The sequence below is a fragment of the uncultured Alsobacter sp. genome (genome assembly GCF_945952055.1).
Taxonomy (GTDB): Bacteria; Pseudomonadota; Alphaproteobacteria; order Rhizobiales; family Beijerinckiaceae; genus Alsobacter.
This window is the reverse complement of sequence record NZ_CAMFHB010000076.1, coordinates 1-20,054: the sequence shown is the minus strand read 5'-3', so window position 1 is coordinate 20,054 and position 20,054 is coordinate 1. Positions and strand designations below refer to the sequence as shown.

The window sequence follows — 20,054 nt, the reverse complement described above, 5'->3', positions numbered from 1 at the left end:
GGCCACCATGGCGACCCGCGGATGCGACGCCAGCGCCGCGCCCGCCTCCCGGCCGCCCGGCAGGACGTTGAAGACGCCCGGCGGCAGGATCCCGTCGACGAGTTCGGCGAAGCGCAGCGCACTGAGCGGTGCCTGGTCCGGCGGCTTGACGATGACGGTGTTGCCCGCCGCCAGGGGAGCCGCCGACTTGGCCGCGCAGAACATGAAGGGGTGGTTGAAGGGAATGATGCGGCCGACGACGCCGCGGGGCTCGCGCACCGAGAAGTTGACCGAGTCCGGCCCCAGGGGAACGGAGCTGCCCTTCATCTCGGTCACGAGGCCGGCGAAGAAGTCCAACTGGGCTGCCGCATTGGCGACGTCCATGGCCATTTCGTGGACCGGGGCCCCACCGTCGACGGCATCGATGAGCGCCAGGTCGTGCGCGTTGTCGCGCACCACCTGGGCCACGCGGCGCAGCAGCCTGGCGCGCTCGGCCGGGGGCGTGCGCTTCCACGCCGTGAAGGCGTCGTGAGCCGCCGCGACGGCCCGATCCACGTCCTCGCCGCCGGCCTGGGCGACGGGGCCGATGGAGAGCCCCGTGGCCGGGTTGACGAGGTCGACCGTGCCGCCGTCGGACGGCTCGTGCCACTGCCCCCCGAAATACAGGCCGCGGTGGCGGGGCAGGGCCGTGCTCGGATCGGGATGTCTGGCGGGCTCGTTCATCGCGGGACGCACTCTGACGGTCGTCGTCGGGCCTGCGAATCCTCCCGGCCCCGCACGCTCGGCCGCGAGCCAACCTCGCGGCGGATGCAGGTCACGATCACCGGGCAGTCCGTGGGCTCCGACCGTTTCTGGACGTCGCGATCCTAGTCGGCCCACCACCGCCAGAAGCATACATTCGGTGGATGCGAGGCAGACCGAAGCGGCATCCCCGGCCCAAAGGCCCGCAGCCGGCAGCGACCCGCTCAGTCCAGCCGCCGCCGCATCCCGACGTCGCGCGCGTGCGCCCGCAGCACCATCTCGCGGTAGTAGGGCTCCAGCTCCCGCGCCGCGGCATCGGCAGCCTCGCGCTGGCCGGCGAAGCTCGCGCAGACGCCGCGGATCTCCCGGCGCAGGGCCTTCTCGTCGAAGGTGAGGAGCTTGCCGTCGCGCACCACCCACCGGCCATCCACCATCACGTCGCGCACGGACGAGCCGTTCTCGCAGTAGACCAGCTGGCGCGGCAGGTCGTTGAGCGGCGTGAAGGCCATGGTGTCGAGGTCCACCAGCACGATGTCGGCCCTGGCGCCGGGCGCGAGCCGGCCTATCGCGCCGTCCCATCCCACCGCGCGCGCGCCGTCGGTCCACATCGCCTCGAGGATCTCGGTCGCGGTCGGCCAGGTTCGCCAGTCCGGATCGGCGAGGGTGTGCACGAGGCCCGCCGCCTTCATCGCGGCCCACAGGTTGGCGCTGTCGTCGGCGATGAGCTCGTCGGTGCCGAGGCAGACAGGACAGCCGGCATCGCGCCAGGCCCGGAACGGCGCGATGCCGGAGCCGAGCCGAAGGTTGCACACCGGGTTGTGGGCGATGGTCGCTCCGCTGCGCGCCACGAGCTCCATGTCGTCCCGGTCGATCCAGATGCCGTGGATCATCACCGTATGGCGCCCCAGCGCCCCCTCGTCCGCCGTGTAGCGCACGAGCGAGCGACCGTACTTCTCCTCCCCGAGCACCCGCTGCAGCTTCGTCTCGAGGATGTGGATGTTGAACGGCAGCCGCCGCTCCTCGGACAGGCGCGCCAGCGCGTGCAGGTAGGGCACGGTGACCCGCTGCGGCGCCGAGCACGACAGGGCGGCGCCGATGCGTCCGCCGGCCGCGCCGTCCCAGGCGGAGCAGAGGTGCGCGTAGAGCTCGAGCAGTTCCTCGTCGCTCTGGCGCGGCATCGCGTCCATGCGCTGCTTGAGCGCGTCCGGAAGAAGCTCCTTCAGGAAGGGATACTTCTCGTATTCGACGACGTTGGGCTGGTCGATCGCCACCCGCGCCCGCATGCCAACGTCGCGATAGGCACTGCAGATCGCATCAACGCCCTCCACGGTCGCGGTCGGCACGTGGAAGGCATCGTCCATGATCGTGGTCACGCCGAGCTTCAGCATCTCCACGGCGGCGACGAGGGTGCGCAGGTAGCCCAGGCGCTTCTGATCCACGGGCGCGGCCAGCGGCGGCACCTCGTAGAGCATGAACACCTCGAGGGGCAGGGCATCGAGCGTGCCCTTCATCAGGTTGGCGGGCGAATGGAAGTGGGCGTTGACGAGGCCCGGCATCGCCAGCATGCCGTCCGCCGCGGTGACCGTCTCACCCGGGTGCGGAACGAGGTCGGGGGCGATCTCGGCGATCGTGCCGTCGGCCACCCGGATCCGCGTCCGTTCGGTCCAGAAGCGCTGGCCGTCCTGCCGCAGCACGTCGGCGCCGGTGATCAGCTCGGTCATGGGGGAAAGCCCTCGTTCGGCGATTTCTGCCGAAACTTTATGCAAGGAGCCGGCCAGATGAACGCCGCGGGGTACGCCGGGGCACGCGCGTCGTGGCATACCCGCTGCATCGCCGCGCCGACGACACCCGCGAGCCCGCCATGACCGACCGACGTGATTTCCGCCCGCGCTCCTACCCGGCCGGCCTCGCCTGGCCCAACGGGGCGAGGCTCGCCGTGTCGGTGGTCGTGAACGTGGAGGAAGGGGCGGAGCTCTCGATCGGCGACGGGGACGAGCGCAACGAGAGCGTCTACGAGGCGGTCGAGGAGGTCGTCGGCCACCCCGATCCCTGCATGGAGACGCACTTCGCCTACGGCACGCGCGTCGGCTGGGGACGCATCCGCGAGGCGCTGCGCCAGCGCGGCATCGTGGCGACGATGAACGCCAACGGCCGCGCCATCGAGCGCTCGCCCTGGCTCGCGAAGGACGCGGTGGCCGACGGCCACGAGATGTCCTGCCACGGCTGGCGCTGGGAGCGCCACGCCGGCATGGCGCAGGACCATGAGTGGGCCGTCATCGCCCGCGCCGTCGCGGCCATCGCGCAGGCCTGCGGCGAGCGGCCGGTGGGTTGGCACACGCGTTCGGCCACGTCCGTGAACACGCGGCGCCTGCTCGTGGAGGAGGGTGGTTTCCTCTACGATTCCAACGCCTTTGACGACGACACGCCGTATGTGGAGGACGTCGCCGACCGGGCGCACGTGGTGCTGCCCTACGCCTTCGACACCAACGACATGCGCTTCCAGCGCCAGGGCGGCTTCACCTTCGGCGACGACTTCGCCCGCTACTGCAGCGACGCCTTCGACCGGCTCTATGCCGAGGGCGAGAGCGTGCCGCGGATGCTGTCGGTGGGGCTGCACCTGCGCATCATCGGCAGGCCCGCGCGGATCGGCGGGCTCGAGCGCTTCCTCGACCACGCGCTCGCCCGCGAGGGCGTCTGGTTCGCGCGGCGCGACGAGATCGCGAGGGCGTGGCGCGCGATGACCGGCCTGCCGGCCTGGTCCCCCGTCACAGGCTGAAGATGCGCCCGAAGCGGGCGAGCGGCGTCGTGTCGACACCCGCCGCCCGCAGCAGGCCCCAGGCGCCCGCGGCCGTCGAATCGATCATCGGGATGCCCGTCTCGGCCTCCAGGCCCGGCACGGCGGGTGCGCCGTGGAAATTCGTGCAGAAGAACACGACCGCCTGGACGCCGCCCCCCTCGAGCGCCCGGCGCGCCAGGTCGGCGATGGCATCGGGCGCGATGGCGCCGTAGGCGAGATTGTCGTCCACGTCGGCATGCGCCTCGCCGACGACGTCGAAGCCCTTGCTCCTGAAGCCCGCGACGGCCCGCGCGTGCACGCCCGCCGTGTAGGGCGTGACCACCGCGATGCGCGTCGCCCCGAAACGGCCGAGCAGCTCGAGCACCGACAACGCCGCGGTGACCGTCGGGAGACCCGTCAGGTCGCGCAGCCGCCGGCAGAGCGTCTCGTCGATGTCGAACCCGTAGTCGCCCCCCTTGGAGCCGTTCCAGCACAGGGCCGCCGGAGCGGCGTGCGACAACAGCTCCGCGGCACTCTCCATGGACGGCCAGTGGTACGGCCCGTCCGGCGACGCGACCGGGCTCGTCCGCCCATGGACCGGGATCCGGCTGAACAGGGGCACCACGCCCGGCAGGGCCTGGCAGAGCGACTGGGTGACCTTCTCGACCGTCCGGTTCCCGGACGGGGTGATGGTGGCGACGGCGATCTCACGTGTCATGGGCGCAGGCTCGGCCGCGCCGCGCGGCGACGCAAGGCCAAATGGCAGGCACTCGCGGCCCCGGGCCGCCCACGGCGGTGGCACGGGCGTTGCAGAGCCTTCGCTGCCCCGCGCAGGCCAGCGGGCCCGCACGCGCCCTTCCCGTTCGCTTCCCGTGAGGAACCCGCCATGACCGAGCCGACCTTCCGCCTCAACCGCCGCAGCTTCGTCGCCGGAGCCGGCGCCCTCACGGCGGGCCTCGCCGCGCCCTCCATCCTCCGCGCCCAGGCCAAGGAACTCGTCGTCGGCGCCGCATCGAGCCAGAAGACCTGGTCCGAGGAGATCATGATCCCGGCCTTCGAGAAGAAGTACGGCGTGAAGGTCATCTTCGAAGGCACGCGGTCCCTCGTGAACCTCGAGAAGATGCAGAAGAACAAGGGCAACCAGTATCTCTCGGTCGTCCAGATGGACGATCCCGTGATGATCATCGCCGTCGCCGAGGGCCTGCTGGATCCCATCACCGCCGCCCGGGTCCCCAACTCCGCCAACCTGAAGCCCGGCGTCACCCACATGGACGGCATGTGGGTGAACTACCTGCAGCCGTGGGTGGGCATCGCCTACAACAAGGAGAAGGTCCCCACGGCCCCGACGAGCTGGGCCGACGTGTTCGACCCGAAATACAAGGGCCGCATCATCCTGCCGTCGCTGCAGAACACCGAAGGCGTGCTGAACCTGTTCCTCGCCTCCTACCTGAAGACCGGCAAGCCGATGGCCGAGGCGCAGCTCGACATCAACTCGGCCTTCGCGAAGATGGCCGAGCTGAAGCCCAACGTGTTGATGTCCTACACCCAGGAAGGGCAGGCCTATAACCTGCTCGAGCAGGGCGAGGCCTACATGGTCATGGGCGCCATCTCCTCGGTGGCGCTGGCACGCAAGTCGAAGGGCGCGCCCATCGAGCTCGCCGCGCCGAAGGAGGGCACCTTCTCCATGCCGTCCGGCATCGCGCTGGTGAAGGGCGGCCCGCAGCCGGAACTCGCGGCCGCCTACATCGACATGCTGCTCAGCCCCGAGATCCAGGAGAAGGTCACGCAGGCCACCTTCGCGTTGCCGACCAACGGCAAGGTCGCGCCTCCGGCGGGCCTCTCCAACCTCACCATCCACAAGGTTGACTGGGCCAACGTGTCGAAGAGCCGGGCCGACTGGGTGTCGCGCTGGGACCGCGAACTGTCGCTCTGACCCGCATCCTGGACCCCCGCCCATGAGCGCGGATGCGCTGCTCCTCGACGTCCGCGGCGCCAGCAAGGCGTTCGGCAGCACCACCGTGCTGGCCGGCGTGGACCTCGGGGTTCACCGCGGCGAGTTCGTCTCGCTGCTCGGCCCCTCTGGCTGCGGCAAGACCACGCTGCTGCGCATCGTCGCCGGCCTGCTCGGCGCCGATGGCGGCACGGTGCGCCTCGACGGCGCCGACATCACCGGCGTCCCGACCCACAAGCGCGGCGTCGGCGTCGTCTTCCAGAGCTACGCCCTGTTCCCGCACCTGTCGGTGGCCGACAACGTGGCCTTCGGCCTGCGCGCCCAGCGCCGGCCGGCGGACGGGATCAAGGCGACCGTCGCCCGCTTCCTCGACCTCGTCCATCTGGGCGCCCTGGCCGACAGGCCGGTGCGCGGCCTCTCCGGCGGACAGCAGCAGCGCGTGGCCGTCGCCCGGGCGCTCGCCGTCGCGCCCAAGCTCCTGCTGCTCGACGAGCCGTTCTCCGCGCTCGACCGCAAGCTCCGCGAGACCATGCAGATCGACCTGCGCCACATCCTGAGGGAGGTCGGCATCACCACGGTACTGGTGACCCACGACCAGGAAGAGGCGCTGGTCATGTCCGACCGTATCGCGGTGATGAGCAAGGGAGCCATCGAGCAGCTCGACACGCCGGAGGGCATCTACACGCGGCCGCGCACACCGTTCGCGCTGGGCTTCGTGGGACATTCGATCCGCATCGCCGGGAAGGCCGGCCAGACCACGGACGGCGTGCTGACGGTGGACACGGCTCTGGGCCCGCTGCGCGCCAAGGGCAGCTACCTGCCGGGCTCACCCGTGCTGCTGGCCGTGCGCCCCGAGCGCGTCGTCGTCGGCGCCCCGCCGCCCGACGTCCCGTCGAACGCGGTGACCGCGGCCCTGACCGACATCGTCTTCCAGGGGTCGAAGGTCCACCTCCACTTCGCCGCGGCCGACGTGACGCTCCTCGTGGAAACGAACCGCATTCCCCCCGGCCTGTCCCCCGGCGCGACGGCGAGCCTGTCGTGGGGCCTTGCCGACACGATGCTCTTTCCCGGAGAGACGGCATGAAGGCGGGCCGGCCGGCTTTCGACCCGGTGCTGCTGCTGGCGGCGCCGGCGCTCGCCTACATGGCGGTCGTGTTCGCCCTCCCCGTGCTGGTGCTCATCCTGCGCAGCTTCGGTACGCCGACCGGCCCCAGCATCACCGCCTATGTCTCGTTCCTGTCCGACGGCTTCAACTGGCGCGTGATCGGCAACACGCTGCGCATCGCGGCGCTGACCTCGCTGCTCTGCCTGGCGCTCGGCTACCCCACGGCCGTGGCGCTCGCGCGCTCGAAGGGGGCCGTGCAGGCGCTGCTGCTCGTGGCCATCATCCTGCCCCTCTCGGTGGGCGTCATCGTGAAGGCCTTCGCCTGGCAGATCGTGCTGCGTCGCGACGGCGTGGTGGCCGCGTTCATGGTGATGACCGGCATCTGGGACCAGCCCCAGCTCCTGCTCTTCACCGAGTCCGGCCTCGTGATCGGTGCGGCCAACGTGTTCCTGCCGTTCATGATCCTGCCGATCTACTCCGTGCTGAAGCTCGTCGATCCCAACCTGCAGGATGCCGCGGCCACGCTCGGCGCGCCGCCCCTCTACCGGTTCTTCAAGCTGGCGCTGCCCATGGCCATGCCCGGCATCATCTCCGGCACGGCGATCGTCTTCTCCCTCGCCGCGTCGATGTACGTCATTCCGACGCTGCTCATCGGCGATCGCTTCCAGACGCTGGCGACGCTGACGGCGCGGGCCTTCCTGCTCATGCGCAACGAGCAGCTCGGCTCGACGACGGCGACAGTGCTCCTGGTGCTGGCCGTCTCCATCGTGATGCTCAGCTCCTGGGCGGTGAAGGCGAAGGGCGACTCGCGATGACCCTGACGGAACGCCTCGGCGCTTTCTTCGTCTGGATCGTGGCGATCGCCGCGGCGGTGTTCCTCCTCACGCCGCTGGTCGTCACCGTGCTGGTGTCGTTCGGGTCGAGCGCCGTGTTCACCCTGCCGCCACCGAGCTTGTCGATGCGCTGGTACCAGCGGCTCATGACGCTGCGCGGGCTCGCGCCGGCCCTCGTGACCTCGGTGCAGATCGCGGCTTTCGCCACGCTGGTGTCGCTCGTGCTGGGTGCGCTGGCCGCCATCGCGCTGGCGAGGACGCGGTTTCCCGGGCGCGACGGCGTCGTCGCCTTCCTCACCTCGCCGTTGATGCTGCCCGGCCTGGTGCTGGGCATCGCGCTGCTCCAGGGCTTTCGCTTCATCGGCCTCATCGACGTGTGGACGAGCCTGCTCATTGCCCACGTCGTGATCACGATCCCCTATGCGGTGCGCACTCTTTACTCAGCCCTGGGGCTCTTCGACTTCACGCTGCTCGATGCCGCGCGCACCTTGGGTTGTTCGCCGGCGGAGGCGATCGTGAAGGTGCTGCTGCCCAACCTGGCGCCGGCCTTCATCACCTCCGCGATCTTCGCCTTCCTCGCCTCGATGGACAACTACGCGGTCTCGATCTTCTTCACCAACGCCTGGACCAAGACCCTGCCGATCCAGATGCTGACGTTCGCCGAGGAGCAGCCCGATCCGACCATCGCGGCCGTCTCGTCGCTGCTGATCGCGCTCGTCCTGGTCCTGCTGATCGTGCTGGAGCGCGCCATCGGCCTGCGCCGCATCACCGAGGTCTGAGGCTCCATGCCGCCGCGATGTGGCGGGGCTGGGTGAACCACACGGCGTCGCGATGGCCGGCGATGTGGTCAAGCGCCCGGGTCAGCGCCCGGAGCCGGAACGGCTGGCCCGACACGAACGAGTGCACGACGATGCTCATCACCAGGGCCTGCTCGCGCGAGGCCAGCAGGAGCTCGTCGAATTCGTCGACGATCATGTCGGCGAAGTCCCGTGCCGGCGTCTGGCGGCCGATCGCCGTCGTGCTGTCGTTGATCTCGAGGCCGTAGGGCAGCGCCATGAGCGGGCCGTCGGCGGTGTCGAGCATCACCGGCTGGTCGTCGAGGCGGAAGTCGAGGACGTAGCGGTAGCCGGTCCGCGCCAGGTTCGCGAGGGTGGTCGGGCTGTGAGCGAGCCACGGGCTCGACCAGCCACCGGGCGGATAGCCCTCTTCGCGCGCGATCCGGTCCCGGACGGCTTCGAGATAGGCCTCCTCCGCGGCGGGATCCAGGGTGGCCAGCGTGTCGGAGTTGGTCAGGCCATGGCCCACCACCTCGCAGCCTGCCGCCCGGGCATGATCCAGGAGCGGCCCCGCCGTGTCGTAGACGTCGGTGTTCAGCAGGATCGCCGGGGCGAGACCGTAGCCGGCAAGCCGGTCGATCAGCCGAAATCCCCCGACCCGGTTGCCGTAGTCGCGCCAGGAGCGGTTCACGAGGTCGGGCTTCGAGGCGCCCGGCATGATGTCCTCGGTCAGGCCGTCGTCGGGCCGGTACTCCTCGATGCCCAGGGCGACGTAGACGGCGAGCCCGCGCCCACCGGGCCAGCGCGACGGAGGGCGGGCGGTGATGGCGCTGTAGGGTGCGACGGGGCGATAGGGCACGGGGCCTCCGGGAGTGGGTGATCCGCCGACCCGACGAGCAGGTTCGGTGCCAAGGCGGCACGCCCCGCGGCGTGGGGTCCGGACGCGCTAGGACGGACCGGCGGGTCGACGCCGGCGTCCATCGCGCGCCTGGGGCGCCTTGCGCTCCGCCGGAGCGTCGGCTTCGAGCAGCGGCGCGAGGGCGCTGCGGAAAAAGGCCTCCTCGCGGTCCCCCGTCAGGGCTCCGACGCCACCCATGTGACCGGCATTCAGCAGGGTGACGAAGCCATGGACGAGGCTCCACGCGGCGGCGACGCGGGCCATGGCCCGCTCGTCGGAAAACGGGGACACGCCGAGGAGCTTCTCCACGTCGTCGCACAGCTGCCGGAACGCCGCCTCGCCCGCCTCGGAGAGGTTCGGATCGGGCGTGGCGATACGCTCGTCGCCGAACATGAGGCGGAACAGGGCCGGGCTCGACCGCGCGCAGTCGACATAGCCGAGCCCCGAGGCGAGAAGCCGGTCGCGCGCGTCCGGCCCGGCCGTCGCCTGCCGCGCCCGCATGGCCGCGAGCAACCGCCGGAACCCTTCCGTCGCCAGCGCCGAGAGCAGGCCCTGCGTGTCGCCGAAGTGATGGGCCGGCGCGGCGTGGCTGACCCCGACCCGCCGCGCGACCTCGCGCAACGAGAAACCGGCGGGTCCGGTGTCGGCCAGGACCTGCTCGCCGGCCCGCAGCAGCGCGGCCCGGAGGTCCCCGTGATGATAGGTCGATCGCTGCTTGGCCATGGAGCGACACTCCGCTGGCGAAGGGCCTATCTTGACAATGAAAAGATTTCCACTCCATTCTCGATCTTGCCGCTGTCAAGATGAGGACGCCATGGACCCCGACATGCTGTTCCACGCCGCCAGCCGCCTGGCCATGCTGGGCTGGCTCGCCCTGGCCCTGTCGCCTCTGGCGCCGCGGGCGACGCAGGCGGTGGCAACCACCGTTCCCCTGGTGCTGTCGGCCGGCTACGCCGCCCTGATCCTCGTCAGCTGGGCCGGGGCGCCCGGCGGCTTCGGCAGCCTTGCGGACGTGATGCGGCTGTTCACGGCGCCGACCGTCGCGCTCGCCGGCTGGGTTCACTATCTCGCGTTCGACCTGCTGGTCGGCGCCTGGGAGGCGCGCACGGCCCGGCGCGAGGGCCTGCCCCACGTCCTCCTGCTGCCGTGCCTGGTCCTCACCTTCCTGTTCGGCCCGGCCGGTCTGCTGCTGTTCCTGTCCATCCGTGCCGCGCGGCAGACCGTGCTCCCGCGCGAGCTGGAGGCTTGACCATGCGGATCGCGCACGGCCCACCCTCGCGCACGCCCGCCGCGCTACTGCGATCGACGTTCGGCCACGAGCCGCTGTTGGCCGGCGCGGCCATGGTGATCGCCCTGTCGCTGGTCGTCACGGGCCCCGCATTTCTGCTCGATGCGCGTCAGTTCCAGGGCGAGAACGTCTGGCTCAAGCCGATCAAGTTCCAGGTGGCCCTGGTGGTCTATCTGGCGACCCTGGCGGCCTTCGCGCGGTGGTTGCCCGCGGGGGTCGTGCACCGGCGATGGTACCGGCCGTTCTCCGCTGCCGTGGTCACGGCCGTCGTCGCCGAGCTCCTGTGGATCGGCGGAGCCGCGATGTTCGGCATGGCCTCCCACTACAACCGCACGACGCCGTTCATGGCCCGGATCTATCCGGTGATGGGCGCGCTGGCCGTCCTGCTGACCTCGGCCAGCCTCGTCTACGGGATCGCGATCGCCCGCAACCCCGACACGGGATTGCGTCCGTCCCTGAAGTTGGCGGTCGCGCTCGGCCTCGTCCTCACCTTCGTGCTGACCGTCCCCGCCGCTGCCATCCTGTCGTCCCTGCCCGGGCACGGCATCGGCGCGGCCGGCACGGGCGCGAGGATCCCCGTGCTCGGCTGGTCGCGCGAGGCCGGAGATCTCAGGGTCGCCCATTTCCTTGCATCGCACGCGCTCCACATCCTGCCGCTGGCCGGCCTGCTCATCGCAGCCGTCGCGCCTGACCGAATCGCGAAGGCAGGCGTCTGGCTCACGGGCGCGACCCTGGCCGGTGCGGTGGCCTTCGCCGTGGTCCAGGCCCTCTCGGGATCTCCCTTCATTCCAGTGACCTGAGCCCATCCCCGGGGTCGGTCCAAATCCCACCCCCTTGACGTGGGACTTTTTCCCACATATCGCTTGCGCCAGTCATTGCCTGGAGATTGGCGCATGCAATCCTCTCCATCCGAGCCCTGCGGGCTCGACGGCGCCGCAGCCGCGCGGCGGCCGTCGGTCCTTCACCTGTTCAAGGTCTACTACCCGGACCTCTGCGGCGGTGCGCTCACCGTCATCAGGGACATCTGCAGCGGGCTGAAGCAGGCCTTCACGCCGAAGGTCCTCGTCTGCTCCCGCAGCGGCGGCGGCAGCGAGATCGTCATCGAGGACGTGCCGGTGGAGCGGGTGCACTCCATGGGCGACCTCTTCTCGCTTCCGCTCGCGCCCTCCTATCCGGTCCGGCTGTGGAAGCGGATCGCCGAGCACGACCTCCTGGCGCTGCATGCGCCCTTCCCCCTGGCGGACCTGGTGTTCGCCTGCGGGCTGGGACGGCGGCGCCCGCTCGTCGTGCACTGGCACGCCGACGTGGTGACCCATTGGGCCCTGCGCTGGCTCGTGCATCCGCTCATGCGCCGGACGCTGCGGCGCGCCCAGGCCATCGTGGTCTCCGACCCGATCCTCGTGCGCACCACGCCGCTTCTGCAGGAATTCGCCAGCAAGTGCCACGCCGTGCCGTTCGGCGTCGACGTCGACAAGTATGGCGGTGCCGACGGCCCCGCCCAGCCGGTCAACGAGCGGGGCCGGCTGGTGCTCGCCTGCGGCAGGCTCGTTCCCTACAAGGGCTTCGACGTCCTGGTCCGGGCCGCCGTCGGGCAGGCCTTCGACGTCTGGATCGTCGGCGAGGGGCGCGAGCGGGCCCGCCTGACGCAGCTCATCGAGGAGCTCGGCGTCGGCGATCGCGTGCATCTCCTCGGCCAGGTGCCCGACGGGGAACTCGCCAAGCTGATGCTGATGGCCGACGTGTTCGTCATGCCGTCGGTGTCCAACGCTGAGACCTTCGGCATCGCGCAGCTCGAGGCGATGGCGGCCGGCCGCCCCGTCGTCAACACGGCGCTCGACACCGCCGTGCCGCGGGTGGCCCGCCATGGTATCGAGGCTCTCACGGTGCCGCCGGGCGATCCCGCTAGGCTCGCATCCGCGATCGCGGCGCTGATCGCCGATCCGGACCTTCGCCGCAGGATGGGAGCGGCGGCGCGGCGCCGGGCCGTCACGGTCTATCCGACCGAGGCGTTCCGCACGGGCATCGAGGCGGTCTATCGCCGCGCCGTCGCACGCGCTCCGCTCAAGGTCAGGAAGCCCGCCGGCAGCGGCCCGCTGGGCGTCGTGAGGATCGCCGGGGCACTGGCCTGGTCGGACATCCGTCATCGCTACGCGCGCTCGATCCTCGGCCCCTTCTGGATGACGCTGCAGATGTCGATCATGGTGGCGGTGCTCGGCTCGGTGCTGGGTCACGTCTCCGGGGGGAGCGCCTTCGAGAGGCTGCCGATCCTCGCCGCGAGCCTGACGGCGTGGATGTTCTTCAGCGGCGTCATCCTCGACGCCACGACGGCCCTCCAGGACTCGGCCAGCCTGATCAAGGATCGTGCGCTGCCGCCCGTGACCTTCCTGCTCCAGTGCACGTTCCGCCAGGGGCTGTTCGCCCTGCACAATGCCTGCGTCCCCCTGCTGCTCTGGCTCGTCCTCACGCCCCACAGCCTGTCCGGCCTGCTGCCGGCGATCCCGGGCCTGCTTCTCTTCGCCGCCTGCACCTTCGGGCTCGGCCTGCTGCTCGGAACCCTGGCAACGCGGTTCCGTGACCTGAAGCCGATCATCGAATCCACGCTGACGCTCGGCTTCCTGTCGTCGCCGATCGTGTGGACGCCCGAGATGCTGAACTCCGCGGCGACCGTCATCCGCATCAACCCGCTCACGCACCTCTTCGCCGTGTGGCGCGAGCCGCTGTTCACGGGCCATCTCAGCACGGCGAGCCTGGCCGTCGTGCTGGCCGGCGTCGGAACCCTCGCGCTGGCGAGCCTCGTCGTCGTCGCCCGGTTGCGGCGGGCCGCGTTCTGGGTGTGATCCGATGACCGAGATCAGGCTGGACGAGGTCTGCCTCGACTACCCCCTCTATGGCGCCTACGACTTCTCCCTGAAACGCCGGGTGCTGGGGCGGCTGGTCGACGAGCCCTCCACGGCGCGGACCCTGCGCGCCATCGACGGCGTCTCGCTTCGGGCCAGGGCCGGAGCCCGCATCGGCCTCGCCGGCGCCAACGGCTCCGGCAAGTCGACCCTGCTGCGCGTGATCGCCGGCGTCTATCCGCCGACCAGCGGCCACGTCGGGATCAGCGGCACCATCATGCCGCTGCTGGGACTGAACGCCGGGGTCAACCTCGACTTCGTGGCGAACGACAACATCGACATCCTGCTGCGCATCGGCGGACACGTGGCGACGCGGGAGTCCATTGACGAGATCTGGGCCTTCACCGAGCTCGACGAACGCATGCGCCGCCTGCCTCTGCGCATGTTCTCGTCAGGCATGCTGATGCGGGTGCTGTTCGCCACGGCGACGGCCTTTCCCGCCGACATCCTGCTGCTCGACGAGTGGCTGAGCGTGGTGGACGAGAGCTTCGCCGCGAAGGCCGAAAAGCGCTTGCTCGCCCTGGTCGAAACCGCGGCGATCGTGGTCGTCGCGTCCCACGACCAGGGACTGCTCAAGCGCGTCTGCAACGAGATCGTCTACCTGGACAAGGGGCGGATCGTCGGCACCGCGCGCCCTCAGCCGCGGGCCGGCATGGCCACCAACCCGAGAGCACATCCATGAGCAAGATCCTGATCGTCAGCGAAGCGCTCGGCGAGCCCAACCACAAGCGTGGCATCTTCCACTTCACGCGCGACCTGGTGCGTTCGCTGGCGAAAGAAGGCCACGACCTCACATTGCTGGTCGAGACATCGCCCCGCTATCGCAAGCTCAAGGCGCGCCAGAAGCAGGTCGGCCTGTTCCCGGAGGGCACGCGGCTGATCGAGCTTCTGGCCCTGTACCGTTTCCTCGATGAAGCAGACGCGCCCGAAGTGCCCGGGCGCCCTGCCTGGAAGCGCCGCCTCGCCTGGTACCGCGGGCACCTGCGGCGGATCCTGTCCCGGGAGTTCGGGGAGGCGATGCTGCGCGCGGCAGGGCTCGCGCCGGTCCGCGCCAAGAGGATCGACAACGACATCGGCAGCCTCGCCTATGTCCCGCGGCAACTGCGCCACCTGGAGCTCTTCAGGAGCTTCCATCTCGAACCCGGGTTCTACGGCTTCCAGGACGTGTCGGCGCTGACGCTGATGCCGGCGCCTCGGATCGACGCGCGGGGCTACGACGTGGTCGTGCTGGATACGCCGATCCGGGTGAGGGTTCGCCGGGATCCAGGCGCGAGGGTGGTGGGCGTGATCCACGACCTGCTGCCCCTCACCGACCTGAAGCTGACGGACATGGCGACGCGGGTGTTCATGTCCCGCGTCAAGTCGCTGCTCATCGAGGCGGACGAACTGGCCTTCGTCTCGCGCTTCAGCCTGGACGTGTTCCGACAGTTGCTCCCGCAGTTCGCCCATGTGCCGGCGCGCGTCGTGTATCCGCGAACGACGTTCACGATCGCCGAGCCCCAGGATGGGGCGCCGCTGGAACGGCCGTCCTTCGTCGTCATCGTGTCGGACGAGCCGCGCAAGAACTTGGCCACCGTCCTTCGCGCCTTCCGCGGGCTGCCGCAGGCCGATCTCGTCGTGATCGGAAAGGCGAGCCCCGAAATCCTGCAGGGCCTTCCTCCCAATGCCCGCTATGCGGGCTATGTGGACGAGCAGGAAAAGGCGGCGCTGCTGGCCGGCGCGCACGGGCTGATCATGCCGAGCTACGCCGAGGGATTCGGCATCCCGATCATCGAGGCGCTGGCCGCCAACACGCCGGTCGTGTGCTCGGACATACCCGTGTTCAGGGAGGTCGCGGGCGATCTTGCGGAGTACTTCGACCCCTTTTCAGACGCCTCCCTGCGGGGCGCGGTCGAGCGGGTCATCGCCATGCAGGACGCCCTGCGGCAGCGCATCCGCGTCGGACGGCCGATGCTCGTCTCGCGCTTCGACTTCGCCGGCCAGGGCCGCGACCTCCTGTCGAACCTGCCGGACGAGGTTCGAGGCGGCGCCGAAACGCCGGCCGAAGGCGATCGCGATGGATGGATCCGCCACGAGGTGACGGCCTGACCAGGACTGGCGGCGCCGGCTAGTGCGGCGGCCCGCCCGGGCCGCCGGGTGGGCCGATTCCGGCATTGCCGGGCGGCGCCTCACCGGCGCCGCCGAACGAGCCTGACGGGCCCGCCGGGGCGCCTGCGCCCCCGAAGCCCGCACCTCCACCCGGTGCCGAGCCGCCGGGTGCCGAGCCCCCCGGACCTCCGGACGGTCCGCCCGGACCTTGGCCGGGGGCTCCGGGCGGTCCTCCCGACGGTCCTCCGGGAGGTCCCCCCGGCGGTCCGCCGGGGGGACCATGGCGGTCTGGCCCCGAGGGGCCGCCCCCCCCGGGATCGGCGGCGCGCAAGGCTTCCACCACCAGGTATCCGGTCGCGTCGCGGGTGGCTTCCAGCACGGCGCGCATCTCGCCCGTGTCGAGCGCCGCCTTCGACCGGTCGCCGACGATCTGATAGGGGCCGATCTGGAGGTCCTCTCCCACGCGCTTCACATAGGCTTCCATCACGAGCCGGCTGATGCCCGGGATCTCGGACAGCTCGTCGGCAAAGGCGCTGGCGACCCGCATGGTGCCACCGGCCACGCGACCCTCGGCCACGATCCGCTGGCCGACCAGCGCGGCGTCGACTCCGGAGATCCGCAGGCCGCCGATCCGCAGCGTCGAACCGGGCCCGCGCGCGAGCACGCCGGCGACACGAGGCGTTGAAGTCCGCCGCGGCTCCACCAGGCTCGCGACGATGGTGCCGTCGGTCCGGCGCAGGCCGAAGACGGCGACCCGGCTGCCGCGCGCGGGTGCTGACGAGGAAGGCGGGAGCTGGATCGTCTGGCCGAGGACGCGGATGGTGTCGCCCTTCACCCGGTCGACGGGTCCGACGACCTCGCTCTGGACGTCGATGCGGCGGGTCGTGAGGGTCCCGTCGCGCTCGGCGCGGGCCACCACGCGCGTGAGATGGCCGATCCGCAGGTCGCTCGCCGTGGACGGGCGCCCGTCGATGACGACGTCGACGCTGGCCGGGTAGGCGATGCGCCGGTCGTTCACGACGATGCTGCCGAAACGCTGGATCACGCCGACATAGCCCGTGCCGCCGATCCCGCCATCGCGGCCGGCCGAGATGCCGGTACCGCCGATGCCCTGGTCGGTCGGCGCCACCTGGCCGCGGGCCATGCCGGTCCCGGCGAGCCAGAGACCCGCCAGCAGCATGCGGCGCGAGATCGTCCAACGCGGGCTCATGTCGTGCCCTTGTCGGAAGGGGGCGCAGGCGTTGGGCCGGCGTCCTCCCTGTAGACGTAGACGCCGAAGATCCAACGGCTCGCACCACCTTTGTCGTGGGCGAGCGAGCGGTTCGCGTCGCCGTTGGCGGTCGTCAGCGCATCCATCGCCAGCCTGCGCGAGCGGGCCTCGAGCTGGCGAGCAAGTTCGGGAGAAAGATTGTCGTAGTGCACGGCCCGCTCCATGAACGGCGGTGTGCTCGAGGAGACGTTCGTCACGGCTGCGGCCATGTGATCGTGAAGGTTGCGGCCGAAATAGTGCCACTTGCGGTCGTCGTCGCCGTGCGGGACGAAGGCGGCCTCCATGAGGACGATGTGGTCGGCCGCGTCCACCGTGACGAGCTTGCGGTCGAGCCACTCGTCCAGCACGGCGCGGGGGCGCACGTCCTTCGTCACCGAGGCGACCAGCGACTCGAATGACGGCTGGTCGTCTGGCGCCGTCCGCGGCAGCGGCAGCGGCTCGCCATTCACGTCGTTGAACTGCGGGGCCGACAGCCAGCGGGCGACGATGGCGCTGGTGCGCGACAGCGACGCCGGCGTCTCGCGCACCGGCGCGCCGGCGCCACGCAGGCGCGACACGTCCTTGCGATGGATGCCGGTGAGGAGGCTGACGCGGCTGTCGGTCTGCTCCTTGCCGTCGAGCGCGAACTCGTGCTCGGCGACGTTGACGAAGAGCTCGCGCAGGAGCTGGGCGAGCGCGGGAAACGTCATTCCGCTGCGGATGCAGAGCCTGACCAGGGGGCGCAGCAGGCGACGCAACGGCGCATGGACCTGCTCGGCCGAGATCGGGAGCAGGTCCGCCTTGTCTGGGTCGCCCTTCCCGGCTCTCTTGGTCATCCCCGGAGGCTATCAAAGCATGACGTGGGAATCAATCCCACAGTCATGCCAATTACCGTCAGGGGACGATCGCTCAGGGCAGGATGACTTTGCCGGGGTTCAGGAGACCGCGCGGGTCCAGGCTGCGCCGGATCAGCCGCGAGAGCTCCAGCTCCTCGGCCGAGCGATAACGGACCAGCTCGGCGACCCGGTAGCTGCCGATGCCGTGTTCGGCCGAGATCGATCCGCGATGGGCCGCGACGATGTCGTGCACCAGGCGGTTGACCTCGCCCACGTCCTGCCCTTCCGGCAGGAGCACGTTGAAGTGGACGTTGCCGTCCCCGGCATGGCCGAAGGCATTGAGGCGCGTACCGGGAGCCTTGGTTTCGAGCGCCTCCCTGGCTTCGGCGAGGAAGGCCGGAAGCGCGGGGATCGGCACGGAGACGTCGTGCTTGGCGCTGCGCCCCTCCTTGAGCTCCGCTTCGGTGATGCGTTCGCGAAGGGCCCAGATCTGCTGCGCCTGGGCCTGGGATTCCGCGATCACGCCGTCGATGGCGGTGCCCCCTTCCAGCGCGGTCATCAGCGCGCCCTCGACCGCATCCCTGAGGCCGGGCAGGCTCGATGACGCCTCCAGCAGGACGAACCAGTCGCCCGCGTCGATGGGCGCCTTGAGGCCGAAGTGCTTGTCGACGAGCTCGAGCGAGAAGCCGCTGATCAACTCGAAGGCGTTGATCACGTCGCCCAGTTCGTCCTGCATGGACTTGAGGAGGAGAAGCGCCTGCTCGGCGCTGCCCACCGACAGGAGGGCCGTCACGACCGACTTCGGCCGCGGCATGATGCGCAGGACGGCCGCCGTCACGATGCCGAGCGTGCCCTCCGAGCCGACGAAGAGGTGCTTCCAGTCGTAGCCGGCGTTGTCCTTGCGCAGATGGCGCAAGCCGTCGACCACGGTCCCGTCGGCGAGCACCACTTCGAGTCCGAGAACCAACTGCCGCGTCATGCCGTAGCGCAACACGTTGATGCCGCCGGCATTGGTCGAGACGATTCCCCCGATCTGCGCTGAACCTTCCGCGGCGAGGCTGACGGGCAGCATCCTTCCCTGGGCCTCCGCCGCGTCCTGCGCCGTCTTGAGGATGCAGCCGGCCTCGACCTCGATCGTCATGCCGACCGGGTCGATGTGGCGGATCGCGTTCATCCGCGACAGGGACAGGACGATCTGCGTGCCGCTGCCGTCCGGAACCGCGCCCGCCGCCATTCCGGTGTTGCCGCCTTGGGGAACGACCGAGACGTTGTCGCGGGCGGCCAGGCGCATGACCGTCGCCACCTCCGCCGTGGTCCGGGGCTTCACGACGCACAAGGCCCGCCCCTTCACCGTATGACGCCAGTCCCTCTCGTAGGGTTGGCGGTCGTCGGGGTTGGTCACGACGGCGGTTTCACCGAGGGCCGTGCGCAGGTCGTCGAGAAGCATGGCGGAGGGATCCGGCAGGGATGAAGCGTCGGGAGAGGTCGTCAGCGTGGCTCGTACCACATCCGCCGTCAGGCCGGCATCGGCAAGCCGAGGATCGAGCGGGCCTGCCGCCATGTCGCAACCGGGCGGCCGTGGACGTCGCAGAGCTCGACGGCCCGCTTCACCAGGGCCGCGTTGGAGGGCGCGAGCCGGTCCTTGTCGAGGCGCACATTGTCTTCCAGACCCGTGCGCGTGTGGCCGCCCTTGGCGATGGCCCACGCGTTCACGCGGATCTGGTCGGGACCGATGCCGGCGGCGCACCAGGTGGCGTCCGGCGCGAAGCGCTTCAGCGTCTCGATGTAGAAATCCAGGATGGGCTCGTCGGCAGGCATAGCGTTCTTCACGCCCATGACGAACTGCACGTGGAGCGGCGCCACGAGTCGTCCATCAGCCGCCATGCGGGCCGCCTGGACGACGTGACTGAGATCGAAGGCCTCGATTTCGGGCTTGATGCCGTAGGCTTTCATCTCGGACGGCAGCCAGTCGACGAGGTCGGGCGGATTTTCATAGACGCGTGTCGGGAAGTTGTTCGATCCGACCGACAGGGACGCCATGTCCGGTCGCAGCGGCAGCATGCCGCCGCGCTCACGCCCGGCTCCCGACCGCCCTCCCGTCGACAGCTGCACGATCATGCCGGCGCAGTGCTTTTCCAGGCCCTCCTTCAGCCGGGCGAATCGCTCCGGGTCCGAGGTGGGCCGGCCGTCGTCATCCCGAACGTGGCAGTGGGCGATCGTCGCACCCGCCTCGAAGGCCTCGTGCGTGCTCTCGATCTGCTCGGCAATGGTAATCGGAACGGCAGGATTGTTCGCCTTGGTCGGCAGCGAACCGGTGATGGCCACGCAGATGATGCAGGGGTTTGCGGCAGGCGAGGGCATCGGGTCCTCGGGAATGGTGTCCGATTCGCGGTGTCGGGCCGCCTTCGGCCGGTGCGCGTCCCGTGGGACGGGCGCAGCGGCCGCGACCAGGCGGAAAGCCTATCGGATTTTGCGGGATCGGGAAGAGAGAGCGGTCCGCATGGCGTCGGGGCCGACGGCCCGCGGGAGCTTCACATCGCCGCGGGTGGTGTTTCAGCTCGGTCGACGGCCACGCCAAACGCAAACAGCCCGCCAAGGATGTTGGCGGGCTGTTCGGGTAATTTTGGTTGCGGGGAC

19 protein-coding genes are annotated in these 20,054 nt (G+C 70.3%); 10 read left to right on the top strand and 9 right to left on the bottom strand.

Going from position 1 to position 20,054, the window contains the following annotated elements; all coding sequences use genetic code 11:
• Both Q0Q47_RS29855 and Q0Q47_RS29850 read right to left on the bottom strand, forming a co-directional pair.
• The coding region (locus Q0Q47_RS29855) for an aldehyde dehydrogenase family protein (protein WP_293868647.1) at positions 1-702 on the bottom strand (702 nt) is incomplete at its 3' end.
• Between the two features lie 242 nt (positions 703-944).
• On the bottom strand, positions 945-2,441 hold the full coding sequence (locus tag Q0Q47_RS29850; RefSeq protein WP_293868646.1) for an amidohydrolase family protein: 1,497 nt from the start codon (positions 2,439-2,441) through the stop codon (positions 945-947).
• A 140-nt stretch (positions 2,442-2,581) separates the two neighbouring features.
• Here Q0Q47_RS29850 and Q0Q47_RS29845 point away from each other — a divergent pair, with 140 nt between their 5' ends.
• Entirely contained in the window at positions 2,582-3,496 is a 915-nt protein-coding gene (locus Q0Q47_RS29845) for a polysaccharide deacetylase family protein (protein WP_293868645.1), read from the top strand.
• Here the strand turns inward: Q0Q47_RS29845 and Q0Q47_RS29840 are convergent.
• Positions 3,486-4,214 carry an aspartate/glutamate racemase family protein gene (locus tag Q0Q47_RS29840; protein WP_293868644.1) on the bottom strand — a complete coding sequence of 243 codons (729 nt, stop codon included), beginning with the start codon at positions 4,212-4,214 and terminating at the stop codon, positions 3,486-3,488. The two genes, Q0Q47_RS29845 and Q0Q47_RS29840, sit on opposite strands and share 11 nt — an antisense overlap.
• 168 nt (positions 4,215-4,382) lie before the next feature.
• Between Q0Q47_RS29840 and Q0Q47_RS29835 the strand changes: the two genes are divergently transcribed.
• From Q0Q47_RS29835 to Q0Q47_RS29820, 4 genes are read left to right on the top strand one after another with little or no spacing between them, the layout of a single operon-like run.
• On the top strand, positions 4,383-5,429 hold the full coding sequence (locus Q0Q47_RS29835) for an ABC transporter substrate-binding protein (RefSeq protein ID WP_293868643.1): 1,047 nt from the start codon (positions 4,383-4,385) through the stop codon (positions 5,427-5,429).
• Between the two features lie 22 nt (positions 5,430-5,451).
• On the top strand, positions 5,452-6,531 hold the full coding sequence (locus tag Q0Q47_RS29830; RefSeq protein WP_293868642.1) for an ABC transporter ATP-binding protein: 1,080 nt from the start codon (positions 5,452-5,454) through the stop codon (positions 6,529-6,531).
• Entirely contained in the window at positions 6,528-7,367 is an 840-nt protein-coding gene (locus tag Q0Q47_RS29825) for an ABC transporter permease (RefSeq protein ID WP_293868641.1), read from the top strand. Before Q0Q47_RS29830 ends, Q0Q47_RS29825 begins: the two co-directional genes overlap by 4 nt.
• A complete protein-coding gene (locus Q0Q47_RS29820; RefSeq protein WP_293868640.1) occupies positions 7,364-8,164 on the top strand; it encodes an ABC transporter permease in 801 nt (266 codons plus the stop codon). The genes Q0Q47_RS29825 and Q0Q47_RS29820 overlap by 4 nt, the downstream gene beginning before the upstream one ends.
• Here Q0Q47_RS29820 and Q0Q47_RS29815 read toward each other — a convergent pair.
• Together Q0Q47_RS29815 and Q0Q47_RS29810 are read right to left on the bottom strand one after the other, a co-directional pair.
• Positions 8,151-9,020, bottom strand: coding sequence for a polysaccharide deacetylase (locus Q0Q47_RS29815; RefSeq protein ID WP_293868639.1), 870 nt, complete (start codon positions 9,018-9,020; stop codon positions 8,151-8,153). The genes Q0Q47_RS29820 and Q0Q47_RS29815 overlap by 14 nt on opposite strands.
• 87 nt (positions 9,021-9,107) lie before the next feature.
• Positions 9,108-9,782: a TetR/AcrR family transcriptional regulator gene (locus tag Q0Q47_RS29810; protein WP_293868638.1), complete on the bottom strand. Its 675-nt coding sequence runs from the start codon at positions 9,780-9,782 to the stop codon at positions 9,108-9,110.
• 91 nt (positions 9,783-9,873) lie between these two features.
• On the opposite strand from Q0Q47_RS29810, the gene Q0Q47_RS29805 reads away from it, so the two are divergent.
• The 5 genes from Q0Q47_RS29805 to Q0Q47_RS29785 all read left to right on the top strand — a co-directional run bounded on the left by Q0Q47_RS29805 (position 9,874) and on the right by Q0Q47_RS29785 (position 15,332).
• Positions 9,874-10,308: an ABA4-like family protein gene (locus Q0Q47_RS29805; RefSeq protein WP_293868637.1), complete on the top strand. Its 435-nt coding sequence runs from the start codon at positions 9,874-9,876 to the stop codon at positions 10,306-10,308.
• 2 nt (positions 10,309-10,310) lie between these two features.
• Positions 10,311-11,147, top strand: coding sequence for a hypothetical protein (locus Q0Q47_RS29800; protein ID WP_293868636.1), 837 nt, complete (start codon positions 10,311-10,313; stop codon positions 11,145-11,147).
• Positions 11,148-11,240: 93 nt separating this feature from the next.
• A complete protein-coding gene (locus tag Q0Q47_RS29795) occupies positions 11,241-13,184 on the top strand; it encodes a glycosyltransferase (RefSeq protein WP_293868635.1) in 1,944 nt (647 codons plus the stop codon).
• Between the two features lie 4 nt (positions 13,185-13,188).
• Positions 13,189-13,926, top strand: a complete 738-nt coding sequence (locus tag Q0Q47_RS29790; protein ID WP_293868634.1) for an ABC transporter ATP-binding protein — start codon at positions 13,189-13,191, stop codon at positions 13,924-13,926.
• Complete coding sequence (locus Q0Q47_RS29785; protein ID WP_293868633.1) at positions 13,923-15,332, top strand: glycosyltransferase; 1,410 nt, start codon at positions 13,923-13,925, stop codon at positions 15,330-15,332. The genes Q0Q47_RS29790 and Q0Q47_RS29785 overlap by 4 nt, the downstream gene beginning before the upstream one ends.
• A 19-nt stretch (positions 15,333-15,351) precedes the next feature.
• Here the strand turns inward: Q0Q47_RS29785 and Q0Q47_RS29780 are convergent, their stop codons facing one another.
• The 4 genes from Q0Q47_RS29780 to Q0Q47_RS29765 all read right to left on the bottom strand — a co-directional run bounded on the left by Q0Q47_RS29780 (position 15,352) and on the right by Q0Q47_RS29765 (position 19,778).
• Positions 15,352-16,542: a hypothetical protein gene (locus Q0Q47_RS29780; protein ID WP_293868632.1), complete on the bottom strand. Its 1,191-nt coding sequence runs from the start codon at positions 16,540-16,542 to the stop codon at positions 15,352-15,354.
• Positions 16,539-17,417, bottom strand: coding sequence for a DUF6502 family protein (locus Q0Q47_RS29775; RefSeq protein ID WP_293868630.1), 879 nt, complete (start codon positions 17,415-17,417; stop codon positions 16,539-16,541). The genes Q0Q47_RS29780 and Q0Q47_RS29775 overlap by 4 nt, the downstream gene beginning before the upstream one ends.
• A 73-nt stretch (positions 17,418-17,490) precedes the next feature.
• Positions 17,491-18,864, bottom strand: coding sequence for an FAD-binding oxidoreductase (locus Q0Q47_RS29770; protein WP_293868628.1), 1,374 nt, complete (start codon positions 18,862-18,864; stop codon positions 17,491-17,493).
• Positions 18,865-18,932: 68 nt separating this feature from the next.
• A complete protein-coding gene (locus Q0Q47_RS29765; protein ID WP_293868626.1) occupies positions 18,933-19,778 on the bottom strand; it encodes a 3-keto-5-aminohexanoate cleavage protein in 846 nt (281 codons plus the stop codon).
• Positions 19,779-20,054: the final 276 nt, after the last annotated feature.

What these genes read in the sequence shown, in the direction of transcription:
- Q0Q47_RS29805 (WP_293868637.1), top strand. Translation starts at nt 9,874, where the DNA reads ATGGACCCCGACATGCTGTTCCACGCCGCCAGCCGCCTGGCCATGCTG.
- Q0Q47_RS29845 (WP_293868645.1), top strand. Translation starts at nt 2,582, where the DNA reads ATGACCGACCGACGTGATTTCCGCCCGCGCTCCTACCCGGCCGGCCTC.
- Q0Q47_RS29800 (WP_293868636.1), top strand. Translation starts at nt 10,311, where the DNA reads ATGCGGATCGCGCACGGCCCACCCTCGCGCACGCCCGCCGCGCTACTG.
- Q0Q47_RS29810 (WP_293868638.1), bottom strand. Translation starts at nt 9,782, where the DNA reads ATGGCCAAGCAGCGATCGACCTATCATCACGGGGACCTCCGGGCCGCG.
- Q0Q47_RS29825 (WP_293868641.1), top strand. Translation starts at nt 6,528, where the DNA reads ATGAAGGCGGGCCGGCCGGCTTTCGACCCGGTGCTGCTGCTGGCGGCG.
- Q0Q47_RS29795 (WP_293868635.1), top strand. Translation starts at nt 11,241, where the DNA reads ATGCAATCCTCTCCATCCGAGCCCTGCGGGCTCGACGGCGCCGCAGCC.
- Q0Q47_RS29840 (WP_293868644.1), bottom strand. Translation starts at nt 4,214, where the DNA reads ATGACACGTGAGATCGCCGTCGCCACCATCACCCCGTCCGGGAACCGG.
- Q0Q47_RS29785 (WP_293868633.1), top strand. Translation starts at nt 13,923, where the DNA reads ATGAGCAAGATCCTGATCGTCAGCGAAGCGCTCGGCGAGCCCAACCAC.
- Q0Q47_RS29765 (WP_293868626.1), bottom strand. Translation starts at nt 19,778, where the DNA reads ATGCCCTCGCCTGCCGCAAACCCCTGCATCATCTGCGTGGCCATCACC.
- Q0Q47_RS29780 (WP_293868632.1), bottom strand. Translation starts at nt 16,542, where the DNA reads ATGAGCCCGCGTTGGACGATCTCGCGCCGCATGCTGCTGGCGGGTCTC.
- Q0Q47_RS29820 (WP_293868640.1), top strand. Translation starts at nt 7,364, where the DNA reads ATGACCCTGACGGAACGCCTCGGCGCTTTCTTCGTCTGGATCGTGGCG.
- Q0Q47_RS29775 (WP_293868630.1), bottom strand. Translation starts at nt 17,417, where the DNA reads ATGACCAAGAGAGCCGGGAAGGGCGACCCAGACAAGGCGGACCTGCTC.
- Q0Q47_RS29850 (WP_293868646.1), bottom strand. Translation starts at nt 2,441, where the DNA reads ATGACCGAGCTGATCACCGGCGCCGACGTGCTGCGGCAGGACGGCCAG.
- Q0Q47_RS29830 (WP_293868642.1), top strand. Translation starts at nt 5,452, where the DNA reads ATGAGCGCGGATGCGCTGCTCCTCGACGTCCGCGGCGCCAGCAAGGCG.
- Q0Q47_RS29835 (WP_293868643.1), top strand. Translation starts at nt 4,383, where the DNA reads ATGACCGAGCCGACCTTCCGCCTCAACCGCCGCAGCTTCGTCGCCGGA.
- Q0Q47_RS29790 (WP_293868634.1), top strand. Translation starts at nt 13,189, where the DNA reads ATGACCGAGATCAGGCTGGACGAGGTCTGCCTCGACTACCCCCTCTAT.
- Q0Q47_RS29770 (WP_293868628.1), bottom strand. Translation starts at nt 18,864, where the DNA reads ATGCTTCTCGACGACCTGCGCACGGCCCTCGGTGAAACCGCCGTCGTG.